Here is a 13,455-nt window from a genome sequence, read left to right on the forward strand (position 1 = left end):
CGCATTCGAAAGAAAGGCAGGAGGGCGCCCGAGGCGCCCTCCCATTCCGGAAATTACATTCCCGAGTAGAGCGGCTTGCCGTCCTTGTCGACGATCTCCTTGCCCCACATTTCCTCGACGCTCTTCACAACCTTGTCGGGCATCGGAACGTAGTCAAGCTCGGCAGCCATCTTGTCGCCCTTGGCGTAGGACCAGGCGAAGAACTTGAGCGCTTCGGCCGTGGCCGCCGCATCGTCGGGCTTCTGGTAGACGAGGATCCAGGTCGCGGAGGTCATCGGCCAGGATTCGGGACCGGCCTGATTGGCCAGGATCACACCGTAGCCCGGCTGCGAGTTCCAGTCCGCGTTGGCCGCAGCAGCCGAGAACGACTTGGCGGTCGGCCCGACCTTCTTGCCGTCCTTGTTGACCATGTCGGCGTAGGTGAGCTTGTTCTGCTTGGCATAGGCGTATTCGACATAGCCGATAGCGCCGGCGGTCTGCKAGACGTTGTTGGCGACGCCCTCGTTGCCCTTRGCGCCGATGCCCACCGGCCACTCGAGCGCGGTGTTCACGCCGACCTTCGACTTCCAGTCGGCGCTGACGTCGGCCAGATAGTAGCTGAAGTTGAACGTGGTGYCCGAGCCGTCCGAACGATGGACGACCGCGATCGCCTGGTCGGGCAGCTTCACTTTCGGATTGAGCTTCTTGATCGCCGCGTCATTCCAGTTGGTGATCTTGCCGGCGAAGATGTCGGCCAGCGTCGGGCCGTCAAGCACCAGCTGACCCGGCTTGACGCCTTCGAGGTTGACGACCGGAACGATGCCGCCCATCACCATCGGGAACTGCGCGAGGCCGGTCGACTTGAGGTCGTCGCCCTTCAGCGGCGCATCGGAAGCGCCGAAGGTGACGGTCTTGGCCTTGATCTGCTTGATGCCGCCGCCGGAACCGATCGACTGATAGTTGAGACCGATGCCGGTCTCCTTCTTGTAGGCGTCGGCCCACTTTGCGTAGATCGGATAGGGGAAGGTGGCGCCGGCGCCAGAGATGTCGGCCGCCATCGCGGCGGAGAGAGAGAGGGTGGATGCCGCAGCCATTGCAATCGCAACAGCCGCCGAGCGGATGAAATGTCTCATATGGCCTGCTCCTGTTCGGAATATGGTCTCTTGGCACCCTTTCTTTCGGCGCCCGGTGAGCGCAATAGCGTTCGATTATTACAGTTGCATGACAGTTCCGTGTCAGCCCGGTAACTTCTGGACGGGATGTCTGGAGGGGTCTGCGGCCGCCATTTCGGACCAGCCGGAGTTTGCCGCGGGAATCAGTAACTTGTCGAACTTTTGAATAAAAACTATCCCGGCGGCCGAAATCTCGGCCGCCGGGAAATAAAATCCGGACGAGAGCGCGTTGCCCGAATGCCAGAGCGGATCATGGCCTAGCCATCGCCGAAAACAGGTCCCGTTGGGGTAGAGTCGACGCTGTTTCTTGCCGGCGGTCGCTGCTCCCGCCCGTAACCGAAGGGCGGAATCGACAGTGACTATTGTCCCGGCTTGGCCTCGTTTTGGTATGGTGCGATCACACCATACGCCTGAGTAAGACCTGCTGAAGGTATCGTAGACGCGGCCGCCGGCGGGCAGCCATGCGGCTCTAGCCGGCGCTGCGTTGGAGCTTTGCGTCCGGACCGAGCCACCTCTCGAGCTTCTCGAGCAATGCCTTCGGGCTGATCGGCTTCGGCAGGTAATCGTCCATGCCGGCCTCCACGCAGCGTTCGCGGTCCCCTTTCAGCGCGTGCGCGGTGACGCCAACGAWCGGCACATGCGTYCCCGTATCGGCTTCGAGCCGGCGRATGGCGGCGGTTGCCTCCAGCCCGTTCATCTCCGGCATCGACACGTCCATCAGGATCATGCGCGGATTGAGCTTGCCGAAGGCGTCGAGCGCCTTGCGGCCGTTGCCGACAATCTCGAAGCGATAGCCGGTCTCGCCGAGGATTTGCGTGAACACCAGTTGGTTCACCTCATTGTCCTCCGCGACGAGAATGTGGAACTCGGGCTCCGCGCCGGCCGGGCGCGGCCGGGCGCGCGCCGGCGGCGGTTGCAGCAGGACGCGATCCGACGCCGTTGCGGTGGACGCTTGCGGCGCGCCGTGCCCAGCCGCGGCGCCGCCGGTCGGAGCCGGATGAGCGGCCGCCATGCTGTGGCGATGGCGCTGGATGGTGGCGACCAGCGTCTCCAGCAGGATAGAGCAGCGCGCCGGCTTGATCAGCTGCGCATCGATGCCGAGATCGCGATAGGCGGCGCCGGCGAGCGACTGGTCGACCGAGGTCAGCATGATGATCGGCGTGTGCGCCAGGCCGGCGGTGTTGCGCACGATGCGCGCCATTTCGGCGCCGGTCATGCCCGGCATCTGGTAATCGAGCACGACGCAGTCGACCGGCACGCCATAGGCGGCGGCGGCAATCAGCACCTTCAGTCCCTCGGCGCCGCTTTCCGCCGCGCAGGAATCGAAGGTCCAGGACGCCATCTGCTCGCTCAGGATCGAGCGGTTGACGRCATTGTCGTCGACGATCAGCACGCGCGCGCCGGTGACGTCGACCGGCATGATGCRCTGTCCGCCTTGCTCGGCCCGCGGCAGCGTGACGGTGAACCAGAAGGTCGAGCCTTTGCCCTCGGCGCTGTCGACGCCGATCTCGCCGCCCATCAGCTCGACGAGTCGCGAGGTGATGGCGAGGCCGAGCCCGGTGCCCTCGTGCCGTCTTGTCGAGGAGGTGTCGACCTGGCTGAACTTCTCGAACACCAGCTTCAGCTTGTCCTCGGGAATGCCGATGCCCGTGTCGGTGATGGAGATGGTGAGCCTGGTGCCGGCCGGAACCCGCTCGCCTGTGACGTCGACCAGCACATGGCCCTCGTCGGTGAATTTCACYGCATTGCCGAGCAGATTGGTGACGATCTGCCTGACGCGGCCGACATCGCCGACGAACTGGCCGTCGAGCCCGGGCTGGACGCGAACGATGAGCTCGAGGTCCTTCTCCTTGGCGCGCGTCGAAACGAGCGTCGCCACATCCTCGATCGCCTCGGCGAGGTTGAAAGGCGCCGGGTCGAGCACGAGCTGGCCGGCGTCGATCTTGGAGAAGTCGAGGATGTCGTTGATGATGGTGAGCAGCGCATTGCCGGATTTGACGATGATGTCGGTGAACGTCTTCTGCTTCGGGTCGAGGTCCGACTTGGCGAGCAGCTCGGCCATGCCGAGCACGCCGTTCATCGGCGTGCGTATTTCATGGCTCATATTGGCCAGGAATTCCGACTTGGCGCGGTCGGCGAGCACGGCGCGCTGGCGAGCCTCGGTGAGTTCGGCCTCGCGCTGCTTCAGTTCCGTTATGTCCGTGGTCGAGCCGATCAAATAGAGYGAGCCGTCGGATGCGATCATCGCGCCCTTGCGCGCGAACTGGTGACGCACGCGTCCGTCGGGCAGCGTCACCTGTTCCTCGATCTCCTGCGTCTCGCCGGTGCGCAGCACCGCGAGGTCGCCCGCCACGAAGGCTTGGCCGTCCGCGCCGAAGATCTCGACATCGGTCTTGCCGATCGCCTCTTCCTTGCTGAAGCCGGTGAGATCGCACCAGCCCTTGTTGACGTAGAATTGCCTGAGGTCCGAGCGCTTGGCGTAGATCGACACCGGCACGTTGTCGATCAGGCTGCGGAAGACCTCGTTCTCGCGCATGCTTTCCTTGAGCGCGCGCTCGCGCGCCTTGACGTCGGTGATGTCGGTGCTGGAACCGACCAGGTGCACCGATCCGTCGATCGCCACCAGGCGGCTCTTGCGCGTCATCAGCTGCCGCACTGTGCCGTCGCGATGGGTGACCGCCTCCTCCACCTCGCGCACCCTGCCGGTGGCGACGACCTCGGCATCGTCAGCGCTGTAGCCGTCCGCCTCTTCGGCGGCGAAAAGCTCCCGGTCGGTCTTGCCGATGACGTCTTCCTTGGGAATGCCGGTCAGCGCGCACCAGGCTTTGTTGACGAACTCGATGCTGAGATCGTCAGCCTTGATGAAAGCCGCCACCGGCAATTCATCCATGACATGCCGGTAAAGGTCGATCTGCCGCATCGAGTCACGCAACGCCTTCTCGCGTGCCTTGATGCCGGTGATGTCGACGCGCACGCCGATGAAGGTACCGTCGTCCGTGCGCATGTCGTAAACTTGGTACCAGCGCCCATCGGGATTCTGGCGCTCGTAGGAGGAATTTGACAAACGATAGCGCCTGAGCATGGCGTCGAGCCAGCGCTCGGTGTCGACGCCATACAAGCTGTCGATCTGCGGGTCGCCGCTCGACCGGAAGTAGCCCACCGAGTGACCRAGCGCAAATGCCTCGCGAAGTGTACGGCCCGGCTGCCAGGCAGGCTTCAGCGCCGGCAGGCTGTCTTRCAGCTTGTGGTTGGCGAAGACGAAATTATCGTCCCGGTCATAGATGATGACGCCGGCAGGCATCGATTCCAGCACCGTGACGAGGTTCTTGCGCGCGTCGTCGGCTTCCGTCTCGCGGTGCTTCAAGTCGGTGATGTCGACATAGGAGATCAGCCGCTTGCCGCCGGCAAGCGGGGCCAGGGAGGCGATCAGCGTGCGGCCGTCATTGCGCGGCAACTGCCTGGAGCCGGCAACGCCCGCCCGGATTTCCGCCTCGCGCTGGGCGATGTGGCGCTGCCAGACGGCTTCGTCGGCGCCATAGGGGTCGGCATCGCGGCTTGCCTCCATCAGCGCGCGAAAGGCGCAGCCGACCGTGGCGCGGCGCGGATCGATCTTCCAGAAATCGTAGAAGGCGCGGTTGATGATCTCCGCGTTGAGGTCGGCATCGAGGACGATAACGCCGATCGGCATCGAATCGACCATCAGCCTGAGATTGGCGAGCGCTTCCGACGTGCCGGCCGCGTGCTGGTCCTGGGCGCCGGCGACCGCTCCCTCGCCGCGCTCGGCCGCTCTTTCAGAATCACGCGCGTCGCCCGCCCCGACCATCCCGTCCGTATCCGCCATTCCTGCCCCCCAGGCCGRACTCGTCAGTTCGTCGGCGGAATGTGCCCGACAAGCATTAACGATCCGCTAACCTTAACGATTTGCAACCGGATGCACCCGATGCCGTCAACGCATGTCGCCAAAACAGTGCGCCGGTTTTGGCAAAACGACATTGCGTAAAATCAAAGCTAAGGCGCGTCGCCTGGATACGTTTCAGCGCGACGCGCTTTGGTTCGACGCCTRCTGCGGTAATCCGTCCGTTGGCGGATCCACCATTGCCGGGGTATAAAATCGACCGGGGGTATCGCTGATGTTCGGTCGAATTCTGCCTTTCATTCTCTGTCCGGCGCTGCTTGCGGCCGGYGGCTGCGCCCGCAGCGACGACGGTACCGTGCTCATTCCGCGACAGCTCGACGTCAGGCGGGTCTGGGACAGGCCTCCGCAGCCGGCACAGGTGAACGCGCCGCCGGTGACGGCCGGCGTCTTTCCGGCGCCACCGGAGCCTGCAAGACCGGCACCGCGCAGATATCGCAAGCCGTCGCCGCTGACRCCGCCCATGGATACACAGTTGCCGAATGCCTCTTCCGGCCCGGAGAAAGGGCTGGCCTGCCGCAATGTCACCGAATCCGGCAAGCGTTTTCGCGTGGTGTGCGACTAATCTCGCGTTTCGATCGGGTCTGCGCTTTGGCCGCCCCGCGGGCCAAGCAGAACAACTGTATAGCTGGCGCCCCGCACCCGCCGGTAGGCGGCCATCACGATGCGCCTTCGATCACGGACTGCTGATGAAACCTTTGGGTGGCGCGCGACGTTATCCGCGCAACGCGAAGGAGCCTGAAGATGTCTGTTCACTTCACCGTCTCTGGCCTGACCAGGAACCTGATCCATTCGCTTGGACTGGACCATGAGCGGACTCCGCGACGTCTGACACCTGAGCAGAATCTGCTGCTGGAATGCTATCTGGCCGGACAGATTCCGGAATCGGCCTGGAGCGACTATGTCTTCGAGATGCCGGAACTGGAAAGGCACGTGAAAGCGAGGCGCGGGAACAATCCGACGTGACGCGGTTCCAGCGTAGCAATCCCGATAAAAGCATGACGGTCTTCGCCTCGGAATTGCGCGAGGGTGAAATTTGCGCAGGGCGAATTGAGCGGTTCAGCGATTCTATTGCTGGACTGCTTTGACGTTGCTTTTTGGCGAATTGAACTGAAGCGTAAAGACCTTTCCCGGAATTCCCTGCGCGAGCGTCGGCGAGAAGCTGAGCGGCAGGCAGTTGCGCAAGGCGGCGGTCGCCGCATCGACATAGGCCTGACGCGCCTTGTCATTGCCGCTGACCTTGATGGCCGTTGGCTTTGGCGGTCCGATCAGCGTGCCGTCGCGCTTGAAGCTGAAGCTGAGGGTCACCGAGGCAGTTCCGGAATTGGCCGGTGGGGTCCAGCAGGCTTGCAGGGCGGTGCTGACCTCGTTCATGGTGTTGAGCGTCTCGGCATTCGCCGGAAAAGGCAGTGTCAGCAGAGCGCCCGCGATCGCCGAAACTCCTATCATTCCTCTCATCGCTGGTCCTCCTCCCTTTCGCCCGTCCCCGTGCTAAGATCAACGCGCAGGATGATAATAGGGTTTCAGCTGGGCTGACATCGGCAAAATAGGCAAAATCAAGCTGTCGCGATGCGGGTGCGGCCGCCGCCGGAAAAGCAAAAGGCCGGCATTGAGCCGACCTTTCCCTTCGCCTCGGCATCGCGCCGGTACATCCGCGGTCGCAGCGAGGACCGATACACTAGACAGCGCTTTGGTTAACGAATCCCTAATGCATGTCGCCCAAAAGTGCGCAGCAGTTTTGGGCGACATGCTTTAACTCCGCGCGTACCTATGTCGCGGCCTTTGACTTCACATGAGCGATGTAGCCGCGCACGTCGCCAGCCGGCTCGGCATAGGCCTTGCCGAGCTTCTTCTCGATCGCGGCCATATACTCCTTCGCCCATTGCGGCAGCGCATAGTCGATGACCGCCAGGAACTCCAGCGTCGCCGCCRGGCGGATGTCGGCGATTGACGGGTTCTTRCCGCCGATGAACGGCWTGCCGTCCYGGAAGAAGCTGTGGAAGACCTCCAGTGGTTCGGCGATCGYGGCGGCGGCCGCTTTCTGCGCCTCCGATTTCTTGTCGGGTTGGGCATCGCTGTGRCCAACCTCGCCGGCATATTGCGGAAAGCCGAGCGCCGGATAGGTGGCTCTGGCTACATAGGGATAGAGCGTGCCGACCAGATAGAACATGGCGCTGTCGACCATCGCCCGCTTTGCCGGCGCCTTCGGATAGAACTTGTCCAGTCCGTGCTTGTTGGCGAGATACTGCATGATGGCGCAGCTTTCCCAAAGCACGCCGCGCGGCAGCCCCTTGTCCTCGATCATCGGTGTCAGATGCGCCGGATTGCGCGCCAGGAATTCGGGCGTGCGCGTCTGGCCCCAGGCGTCGGTCTCCGCATGATCGAGACCGGCCGCTCGCGTGAAAACCCGGACCGTCATGTTGTTGACGCTCGGCCGCAGCATGCTGAGCTTGACTGCAGGCTTCTTAGCCGGCTTCGCCTTGGGCTCGGCCTTTGCCGCCRCTTTCGCCGGCTTGGCGACTTTGGCCGCCGGCTTGACCGCGGCCTTCTTCGTTCCCTTTGTGGCTGCCTTTGCCATCCTGGTCCTCCCTCTGACCYGTTCAGTACGGATTTTTTGCCGCCCGGTTCTCGGACAGTGTTTTGCGCGACCGCTCGACCAGCGCCTGGATAGCGTCGGCAAGGTGCACTTCGGCTATTGCGTAGTCGCCCCGTGCCACGCGGATCTTGTGCGCCTCCATCAGCACGTCGGCATGGCTGAAGCCGGCCGGCGGCTCGAAGCGGTAGGAGGCGAGTTCGATCAAAAGCCCAAGCGGATCCTCGAAATAGATCGAATCCATGAAGCCGCGATCCTTGACGCCGCTGTGCTTGATGCCGCGCTCGTCGAGCCGGGCGACCGCCTGCAGGAAGGTTACGCGCGACACCGAGAAGGCGATGTGGTGGACACAGCCGATATCGGTCGGTGTGCGCCGCTTCACCGGGCTGCGGCTCTCGTCGCTGAAGACGGTGATAAGCCGGCCGTCGCCGGGATCGAAATAGAGGTGGCTTTCGCTCGCCTTGTCGAGATTGGGCTGCTCGAAGATGAAAGGCATGCCGAGCACGCCCTCCCAGAAATCGATCGAGGTCTGACGGTCAGCGCCGACCAGCGTGATGTGGTGGACGCCTTGCGACTGTAGTTTTTGCATTTTGGCTCCTCCCAGCCGCGCTGCGCCTTGCCGCCGCGCGAAATGCCCACTCGCACCGAGCCGGGTGCCCGGCACGCAACCGCCGCCTTGGCCTTGCTCCCCTGCGCTCCGCGATCCGCATCTTGCCGGATTACGGCCGGAGCCTTGATTTAACGGATGCTAATTCAATCCGCGGCGTTGCGCCAGAAGCTCCGACACGCCGGCGGCGACCAGCGAAAAGAGACATTTGGATCGCAGATGTCGCTGAAGCTGCCGGCCCCGACGGGCAGACCTTCAGTGCGCGTCTTGGGCGTCGCTCTTGTCGGCAATAATGCGGATCGATCGCTGCTGTCCGGCTTTGCTCCGATTGAGGATCGCGACCAGGCACCCTTGCGTTTCGTGGCCCCAGCTCTGACCCTTGCACGCGGAATCGATCGCTGACCTGGGAGCGACGCGCGGACCTTTGTCGGCACTGTTCACCGCGACGGAATCCGGAACGTCTGGCGTCGAAGCGGATGCAAGCATGGGAATCGAGCCGGCCACGACCAGGCAGCAGGCGCATGCGACCAGAGCGGCAGTCATCACCGGATGCATGGCCAACCACCCGGAAAGCCGTAGCCGAGGTCGCGAGGCGTGACAGTCTGTTGTGTTCATCGAACTCATCCGCGCTTTGCTTGCCGGGAATGCACAAGGTTTCTGCCGATCTGTCCGCCGATGTCCGACGATCGGCACAGGCAAGGTCCTATCGCGGCTGCAGGAATGGAAAAATCCGCCGAAGGTCACGACCGGTGGTGACAAAAGTCACGTGGCTTGGCAGGCAGCTGCCGGACTGAAAAACGGCAGTGACAGCCGAAACCGAGATTGCTAGCGCAAATTCCGCGCGGGCGTCTCGGTCTCTCAGGTCAGGATCCACGCCACGGGCCTGCTGGTTCCAGTCAGTACCTCCCGGGCTCCCGCGGGTAGATCCGGCGAGATGAGATGCAGAGGTGCATCCAGGACACGWGCGATGGCCTTGAGGGTCTTGGTGGAGGCCGACTTTCCGCTGCGCTCTATTTGCGACAGCATGCTGGGGGTTATCCCCGCCTGAGCCGCCAATTGCCTCCCGCTCAGGCCGCGCATAAGYCTGATGGCGCGAACCGGGTTCTCGCCACCGGCGATCTTGTCCAGCACGCGTTTGGGCAGGGAGTTGGTGCCGGCAAGGTCGGCAAGGTCGCTCAGACCTGCCATGGCCGTCCGCCGGAGCATGCGGAATTCTGATTCCGGCAATACGACCATCCTCTCCCCGGAGCCCTGGTGCTTGATGAACTGCACGGCTATTTTCATGCCTTTCGATAACCGGGTTGGCCGGCGCCGCGATTCCAGGTGCAGGTTCGCGTTACTTGCGAACCAGAAGCACCAAGATCAGCAGCATTATCGACAACACTGCGGATACAGCCAGAACCGCCAATATCTGAAAGCTGACCGGCAGCTGCCGAAACCGTTTCCACGTCCACGGTTCCTTTTCCCATTGCTGAAATCGCGGCAACCCGAACTCCCTGTCGACCGGACCCGTAGCGCCGGTGATCCGGGCGATGGTCATTTCAAAAGCGCATCAACAGGTTGCCGATATTGACGGCTTCCGATCTAGCTCCTTTGGTTGCGGAAGAGCATCTGGCCAAAGTCACGGGCGATCATGACGAAAGTCATATTCGTTTGCGGCCGGTTCCGGCTTACGTCAAAGTGGATGGGCCGCGCCTTGCGGCTGGTTGTAGAAACGAATGATCGACCTCGGCACAGAACTCCTGCCAGCCGCTCAAGCGGATGTCATAGGGCTTGCCGTTCTGCKGGCTGACAGAACCGTTCAGCAGAAGGTGGGACAACTGGTCGAGTGGCTTCCGGCCATCGGAGCGGATTGCTGCCTGTGCACGCTGCTGGTCGGGATGGAGGCCGAGATGGCCGCGCTGTCCGAGGGACGCCGGGATCTGATCGCCTTGTCGGGCGTGCGGGCGCAGCAGCCGGGGCTGGATCGTCCGGTCACGGCGGTCGTCTTGTGGAACAGCGATCAGTCGCACTACGTCGTGATTGCGATGCCCGACTTCACGGCGCGCCAGGCCGAGATCATGTTCGAGAGCGAGCGTCGCGCCCGACGCCTGATGGAACAACAGCTCGAAGCGGCCAACTCCGAGGTGCGCTTCGCCTCGCTTGCCCGAACGCGGCTTCGCCTGGCGCGCGACCTGCACGACACGCTGGTGCATTCGATCGTCGCGCTGCTGACGCAGATCYGGCTGACCCGGCATTTTCTCGCCACCGATCCCGCCTGCGTTTCGGATGGACTCGCGACTGCCGAGGAAGYGGCGATCAACGGCCTGGCGCGGGCACGCGACGCCATCGCCCGGCTGCGGATCCCCGACGACCTTGAGCTGGGCTCGGATGTCGAGGGGATGCTTTCGGACTTCGCACGGCAGACCGGCACTGAGGTCTCCGTGYACATCGAGGATGGAGTTCGCGCCGGGTTGCAGGGCCACGCGATGACGATTCAGCGCATTCTTGGCGAGGCGTTGYGCAACATCGAGGCCCATGCGAAGGCGCGGCAGGTCCGGTTTCAGGCGATCGAGGCCGACAGTAGGCTCCTCGTCGATATCCGGGACGACGGACGCGGCTTCGACGGAACCTCCAGGCCAGGGCATTTCGGACTGATCGGAATGGCCGAATTTGCCRAACTCGCAGGGGGAGAATGCATGGTGGAAAGCTCGCCTGGGGCGGGCACGCTGGTGCGTATATCGCTTCCCTTGACTGCCTCGAAGGCGAACTCCGGGCATGGAGCCGAGGAGGCCCCGAAGAGATGACTGACCTGCGCCTGCAACCGGAAAAGATACGCGTGCTGATCGCCGAGGATCAGACGTTGATCCGGGAAGGCCTTGCCACGCTTCTTGCGCARCAGAACGATGATTTCGAAATTGTCGGTGGCGCCGCCGACGGGGGGCAGGCGATTGAATTTGCGCGCCGCTACAGGCCAGACGTCATTCTGATGGACCTGCAGATGCCGCGTGTCGACGGCGTTACGGCAACCCAGCGCATCCTGCGCGAATTTCCGGCGACATCGATCGTCGTTCTGACCACTTTCGAGACCAATGAGCTGATCTTCGAGGCCGTCAGCGCAGGCGCCAGGGCGTATCTGCTGAAGGACGCCAGGATCGATGAGATCGCAGAGACGATACGCACCGTAGCGAAGGGTCAGTCCGCGCTTTCACCGGGCGTTGCCGCGCGAATTCTGGAGGAGTTCAAGCGGTTGCGTCCGCGGCACACACCGGTGAGCGCGTCGGTCCGTGACGACCTGACCGCGCGCGAGAATGAAATTCTCAAACTCATCATCGAAGGCAAGAGCAATGGCGAAATCGGCGCCCAACTGCATTTGGCCGAGGGCACGATCAAGAATTATGTGAGCACGATCCTGGAGAAGTGCGGGGCCAAGAACCGGACCGAACTGGCCATAAAGACACTGATCTGAAACACACCGTCCGGAATGACCGTGTAATTCCGTCCGTCGCAGGCGTTGGCGCATCGCGATAGTCGAACGCGCCCAAAAAAGAGCCCGCGGCTCCGGGGTGGGGGAAAGCCGCGGGCAGTCTGGTTGCCTGAGCTTCCTGCTCTTCTCGGCAGGTCGGGGGAACAAGGGGGTGACGGTGGGCGCGTGCTCCGCACGTCCGCTCTCGCCGGCTAGCTCTTTGCAGGGTTGCGCACTTCAATTTTGCGAGGCGCCAGAATGGCCAGGACCATCTCGGCACTGCCGATTGACAGTCTCGGCGCAGGCAAGGATACGATCGCGTTCGTTTTCCGAAGCCTTGCCGCATGTTTCGCGTAAAGCCGTGCTGAAGCGTTTCCGCTGATCGGCCGCGACGACTTTCGAATTTGGACGACGCAGGCGATGTTCTATCCTGCGGCATGCGGCAGCCGGACCGGCCCGGCCRCCGCAAAACATTCCGCCTATTTTCGCGCGAGCAGGTCGCGGATTTCGGTCAGCAGCTGCACGTCAGCCGGCGGAGCGGCGGGCGCGGCCGCCGGCTTTTCGCCCTCCAGCCGCTTGCGCAGATTGTTCACGGCCTTGACCATCAGGAAGATGATGAAGGCCAGGATCAGGAAGTTCARCACGACCGTGATGAAGCTGCCATAGGCGAAAACGGCGCCCTCTTTCTTGGCATCGGCCAGCGTCGCCGAATGGACGTTGGACGAAAGCGCCAAGAAATAGTTGTTGAAGTCCAGCCCGCCGAAGATCGCGCCGACGATCGGCATGATGATGTCGTTGACCAGCGAATCGACGATCTTGCCGAAGGCAGCGCCAATGATGACGCCGACGGCCAAGTCCATCACATTGCCTTTGGAAATGAATTCCTGGAATTCTTYCAGCATTCCCCACCTCCGTTAAGAGCAATTCCAGCGGTTTTCCGTCCGGAATTGCGTAGTGACTAAGAGCAATTCCAGGAAAAGTGCCAAGCGGTTTTCCGTTCGGAATTGCGTGATGACAAGTGCGCAATTCCAGGAAGATCACACTAGGGTTTTTCCGTCCTGAATTGCGTGAAACAAATACTTAGAGCGGATCGGCGAATCGAACGCTGAACCGCTCTAAGGCCGCCCGCCGGCACTGCCGTCAGGCAAATGCGCTCTCGCGCCTGAAATGCTTGRCGAGCAGATAGTAGAACACGGCGCGATGCTTGTTGCGGTTGGCCCGRCCGTACTGGTCGATCACCGCGGCGAGCCCCGCGTCCAGACCGGCATCCGCCGCCAGTCCCAGTCTTTTGACGAGAAAGTTCTTTTTGACCCGTTCCATCTCCTCCTTGTCCGAGGCCGAAACGGTGGATGCATCCTTGTCGTAGATCGCTGGGCCGCAGCCCTTCGTGACCTTTGTCAGAAGATTCATATCCGCCGTCAGGCCGCATTTCACCTTCAGGTCCGCCGCATATTTGCTGATCAGTTCGTCTTGCTTGCTCACACGCTTGCCCTTCTCGTTCCTGGCTCGCCAGCGACGCCGCCATCGAGACGCGTCACCAGTTGCCGCAAAGCTATGTCTCGATTGTCCTGCTGCCCTGGCTGTCAGTTGCCGCGCGTCGCAARCACCCCGTCGGGGCTGGCCTGGTCGACGGCWGCCGGAAGATGCTGCGCCAGCGCGCCGGCCACCTGATCCAGCGGAATCCCGAACTGGCTCGCCAGTTGCCGAAGGTGCTGGTCACCGAGAGCCGCCTTGATCTCGTCGGGG

General features: G+C 62.7%; 15 protein-coding genes. 4 read left to right on the plus strand and 11 right to left on the minus strand.

Annotated features, from left to right (window positions below):
- Window positions 1–53 precede the first annotated feature (53 nt).
- Entirely contained in the window at window positions 54–1,112 is a 1,059-nt protein-coding gene (pstS, locus tag ORS3428_RS10955; protein ID WP_071097358.1) for a phosphate ABC transporter substrate-binding protein PstS, read from the minus strand.
- 508 nt (window positions 1,113–1,620) lie between these two features.
- Window positions 1,621–4,992 (minus strand): response regulator, encoded by a 3,372-nt coding sequence (locus ORS3428_RS10960; RefSeq protein ID WP_244507921.1) that lies wholly within the window; start codon window positions 4,990–4,992, stop codon window positions 1,621–1,623.
- Between the two features lie 289 nt (window positions 4,993–5,281).
- Here ORS3428_RS10960 and ORS3428_RS10965 point away from each other — a divergent pair, with 289 nt between their 5' ends.
- Together ORS3428_RS10965 and ORS3428_RS10970 are read left to right on the plus strand one after the other, a co-directional pair.
- The gene (locus ORS3428_RS10965) at window positions 5,282–5,629 is read left to right on the plus strand and encodes a hypothetical protein (protein WP_071097359.1); all 348 of its coding nucleotides are present in this window, start codon (window positions 5,282–5,284) and stop codon (window positions 5,627–5,629) included.
- Between the two features lie 179 nt (window positions 5,630–5,808).
- Entirely contained in the window at window positions 5,809–6,030 is a 222-nt protein-coding gene (locus ORS3428_RS10970) for a hypothetical protein (RefSeq protein ID WP_071097414.1), read from the plus strand.
- A gap of 102 nt (window positions 6,031–6,132) precedes the next feature.
- On the opposite strand, the gene ORS3428_RS10975 is transcribed toward ORS3428_RS10970, so the two are convergent.
- The 6 genes from ORS3428_RS10975 to ORS3428_RS11000 all read right to left on the minus strand — a co-directional run bounded on the left by ORS3428_RS10975 (window position 6,133) and on the right by ORS3428_RS11000 (window position 9,804).
- A complete protein-coding gene (locus ORS3428_RS10975) occupies window positions 6,133–6,438 on the minus strand; it encodes a hypothetical protein (protein ID WP_338011921.1) in 306 nt (101 codons plus the stop codon).
- Window positions 6,439–6,832: 394 nt separating this feature from the next.
- Window positions 6,833–7,642, minus strand: coding sequence for a glutathione S-transferase family protein (locus tag ORS3428_RS10980; RefSeq protein ID WP_071097363.1), 810 nt, complete (start codon window positions 7,640–7,642; stop codon window positions 6,833–6,835).
- 22 nt (window positions 7,643–7,664) lie between these two features.
- Window positions 7,665–8,246 carry a VOC family protein gene (locus tag ORS3428_RS10985; RefSeq protein ID WP_071097365.1) on the minus strand — a complete coding sequence of 194 codons (582 nt, stop codon included), beginning with the start codon at window positions 8,244–8,246 and terminating at the stop codon, window positions 7,665–7,667.
- A gap of 273 nt (window positions 8,247–8,519) precedes the next feature.
- Complete coding sequence (locus ORS3428_RS10990) at window positions 8,520–8,819, minus strand: hypothetical protein (protein WP_071097368.1); 300 nt, start codon at window positions 8,817–8,819, stop codon at window positions 8,520–8,522.
- Between the two features lie 303 nt (window positions 8,820–9,122).
- Window positions 9,123–9,548 (minus strand): helix-turn-helix domain-containing protein, encoded by a 426-nt coding sequence (locus tag ORS3428_RS10995; RefSeq protein WP_071097370.1) that lies wholly within the window; start codon window positions 9,546–9,548, stop codon window positions 9,123–9,125.
- Between the two features lie 52 nt (window positions 9,549–9,600).
- Window positions 9,601–9,804: a hypothetical protein gene (locus tag ORS3428_RS11000; protein ID WP_071097373.1), complete on the minus strand. Its 204-nt coding sequence runs from the start codon at window positions 9,802–9,804 to the stop codon at window positions 9,601–9,603.
- 178 nt (window positions 9,805–9,982) lie between these two features.
- Here ORS3428_RS11000 and ORS3428_RS11005 point away from each other — a divergent pair, with 178 nt between their 5' ends.
- Window positions 9,983–11,050 (plus strand): sensor histidine kinase, encoded by a 1,068-nt coding sequence (locus tag ORS3428_RS11005; RefSeq protein ID WP_071097375.1) that lies wholly within the window; start codon window positions 9,983–9,985, stop codon window positions 11,048–11,050.
- Between the two features lie 32 nt (window positions 11,051–11,082).
- On the plus strand, window positions 11,083–11,712 hold the full coding sequence (locus ORS3428_RS11010) for a response regulator transcription factor (protein ID WP_244507922.1): 630 nt from the start codon (window positions 11,083–11,085) through the stop codon (window positions 11,710–11,712).
- Between the two features lie 476 nt (window positions 11,713–12,188).
- On the opposite strand, the gene mscL is transcribed toward ORS3428_RS11010, so the two are convergent.
- The 3 genes from mscL to ORS3428_RS33940 form a co-directional block, all read right to left on the minus strand.
- Window positions 12,189–12,611 (minus strand): large conductance mechanosensitive channel protein MscL, encoded by a 423-nt coding sequence (gene mscL / locus ORS3428_RS11015; protein ID WP_071097380.1) that lies wholly within the window; start codon window positions 12,609–12,611, stop codon window positions 12,189–12,191.
- Between the two features lie 238 nt (window positions 12,612–12,849).
- A complete protein-coding gene (locus ORS3428_RS11020; protein WP_071097382.1) occupies window positions 12,850–13,191 on the minus strand; it encodes a DUF2853 family protein in 342 nt (113 codons plus the stop codon).
- A 101-nt stretch (window positions 13,192–13,292) separates the two neighbouring features.
- Window positions 13,293–13,445, minus strand: a complete 153-nt coding sequence (locus ORS3428_RS33940; protein WP_274534798.1) for a YidB family protein — start codon at window positions 13,443–13,445, stop codon at window positions 13,293–13,295.
- Window positions 13,446–13,455: the final 10 nt, after the last annotated feature.

Source organism: Mesorhizobium sp. ORS 3428, assembly GCF_001854785.1.
Classification (GTDB): domain Bacteria; phylum Pseudomonadota; class Alphaproteobacteria; order Rhizobiales; family Rhizobiaceae; genus Mesorhizobium.

Coding starts and splice junctions, on each gene's coding strand:
- ORS3428_RS10970 (WP_071097414.1), top strand. CDS start 5,809: ATGTCTGTTCACTTCACCGTCTCTGGCCTGACCAGGAACCTGATCCAT.
- ORS3428_RS10975 (WP_338011921.1), bottom strand. CDS start 6,438: ATGAACGAGGTCAGCACCGCCCTGCAAGCCTGCTGGACCCCACCGGCC.
- ORS3428_RS10985 (WP_071097365.1), bottom strand. CDS start 8,246: ATGCAAAAACTACAGTCGCAAGGCGTCCACCACATCACGCTGGTCGGC.
- ORS3428_RS10990 (WP_071097368.1), bottom strand. CDS start 8,819: ATGCATCCGGTGATGACTGCCGCTCTGGTCGCATGCGCCTGCTGCCTG.
- ORS3428_RS11000 (WP_071097373.1), bottom strand. CDS start 9,804: ATGACCATCGCCCGGATCACCGGCGCTACGGGTCCGGTCGACAGGGAG.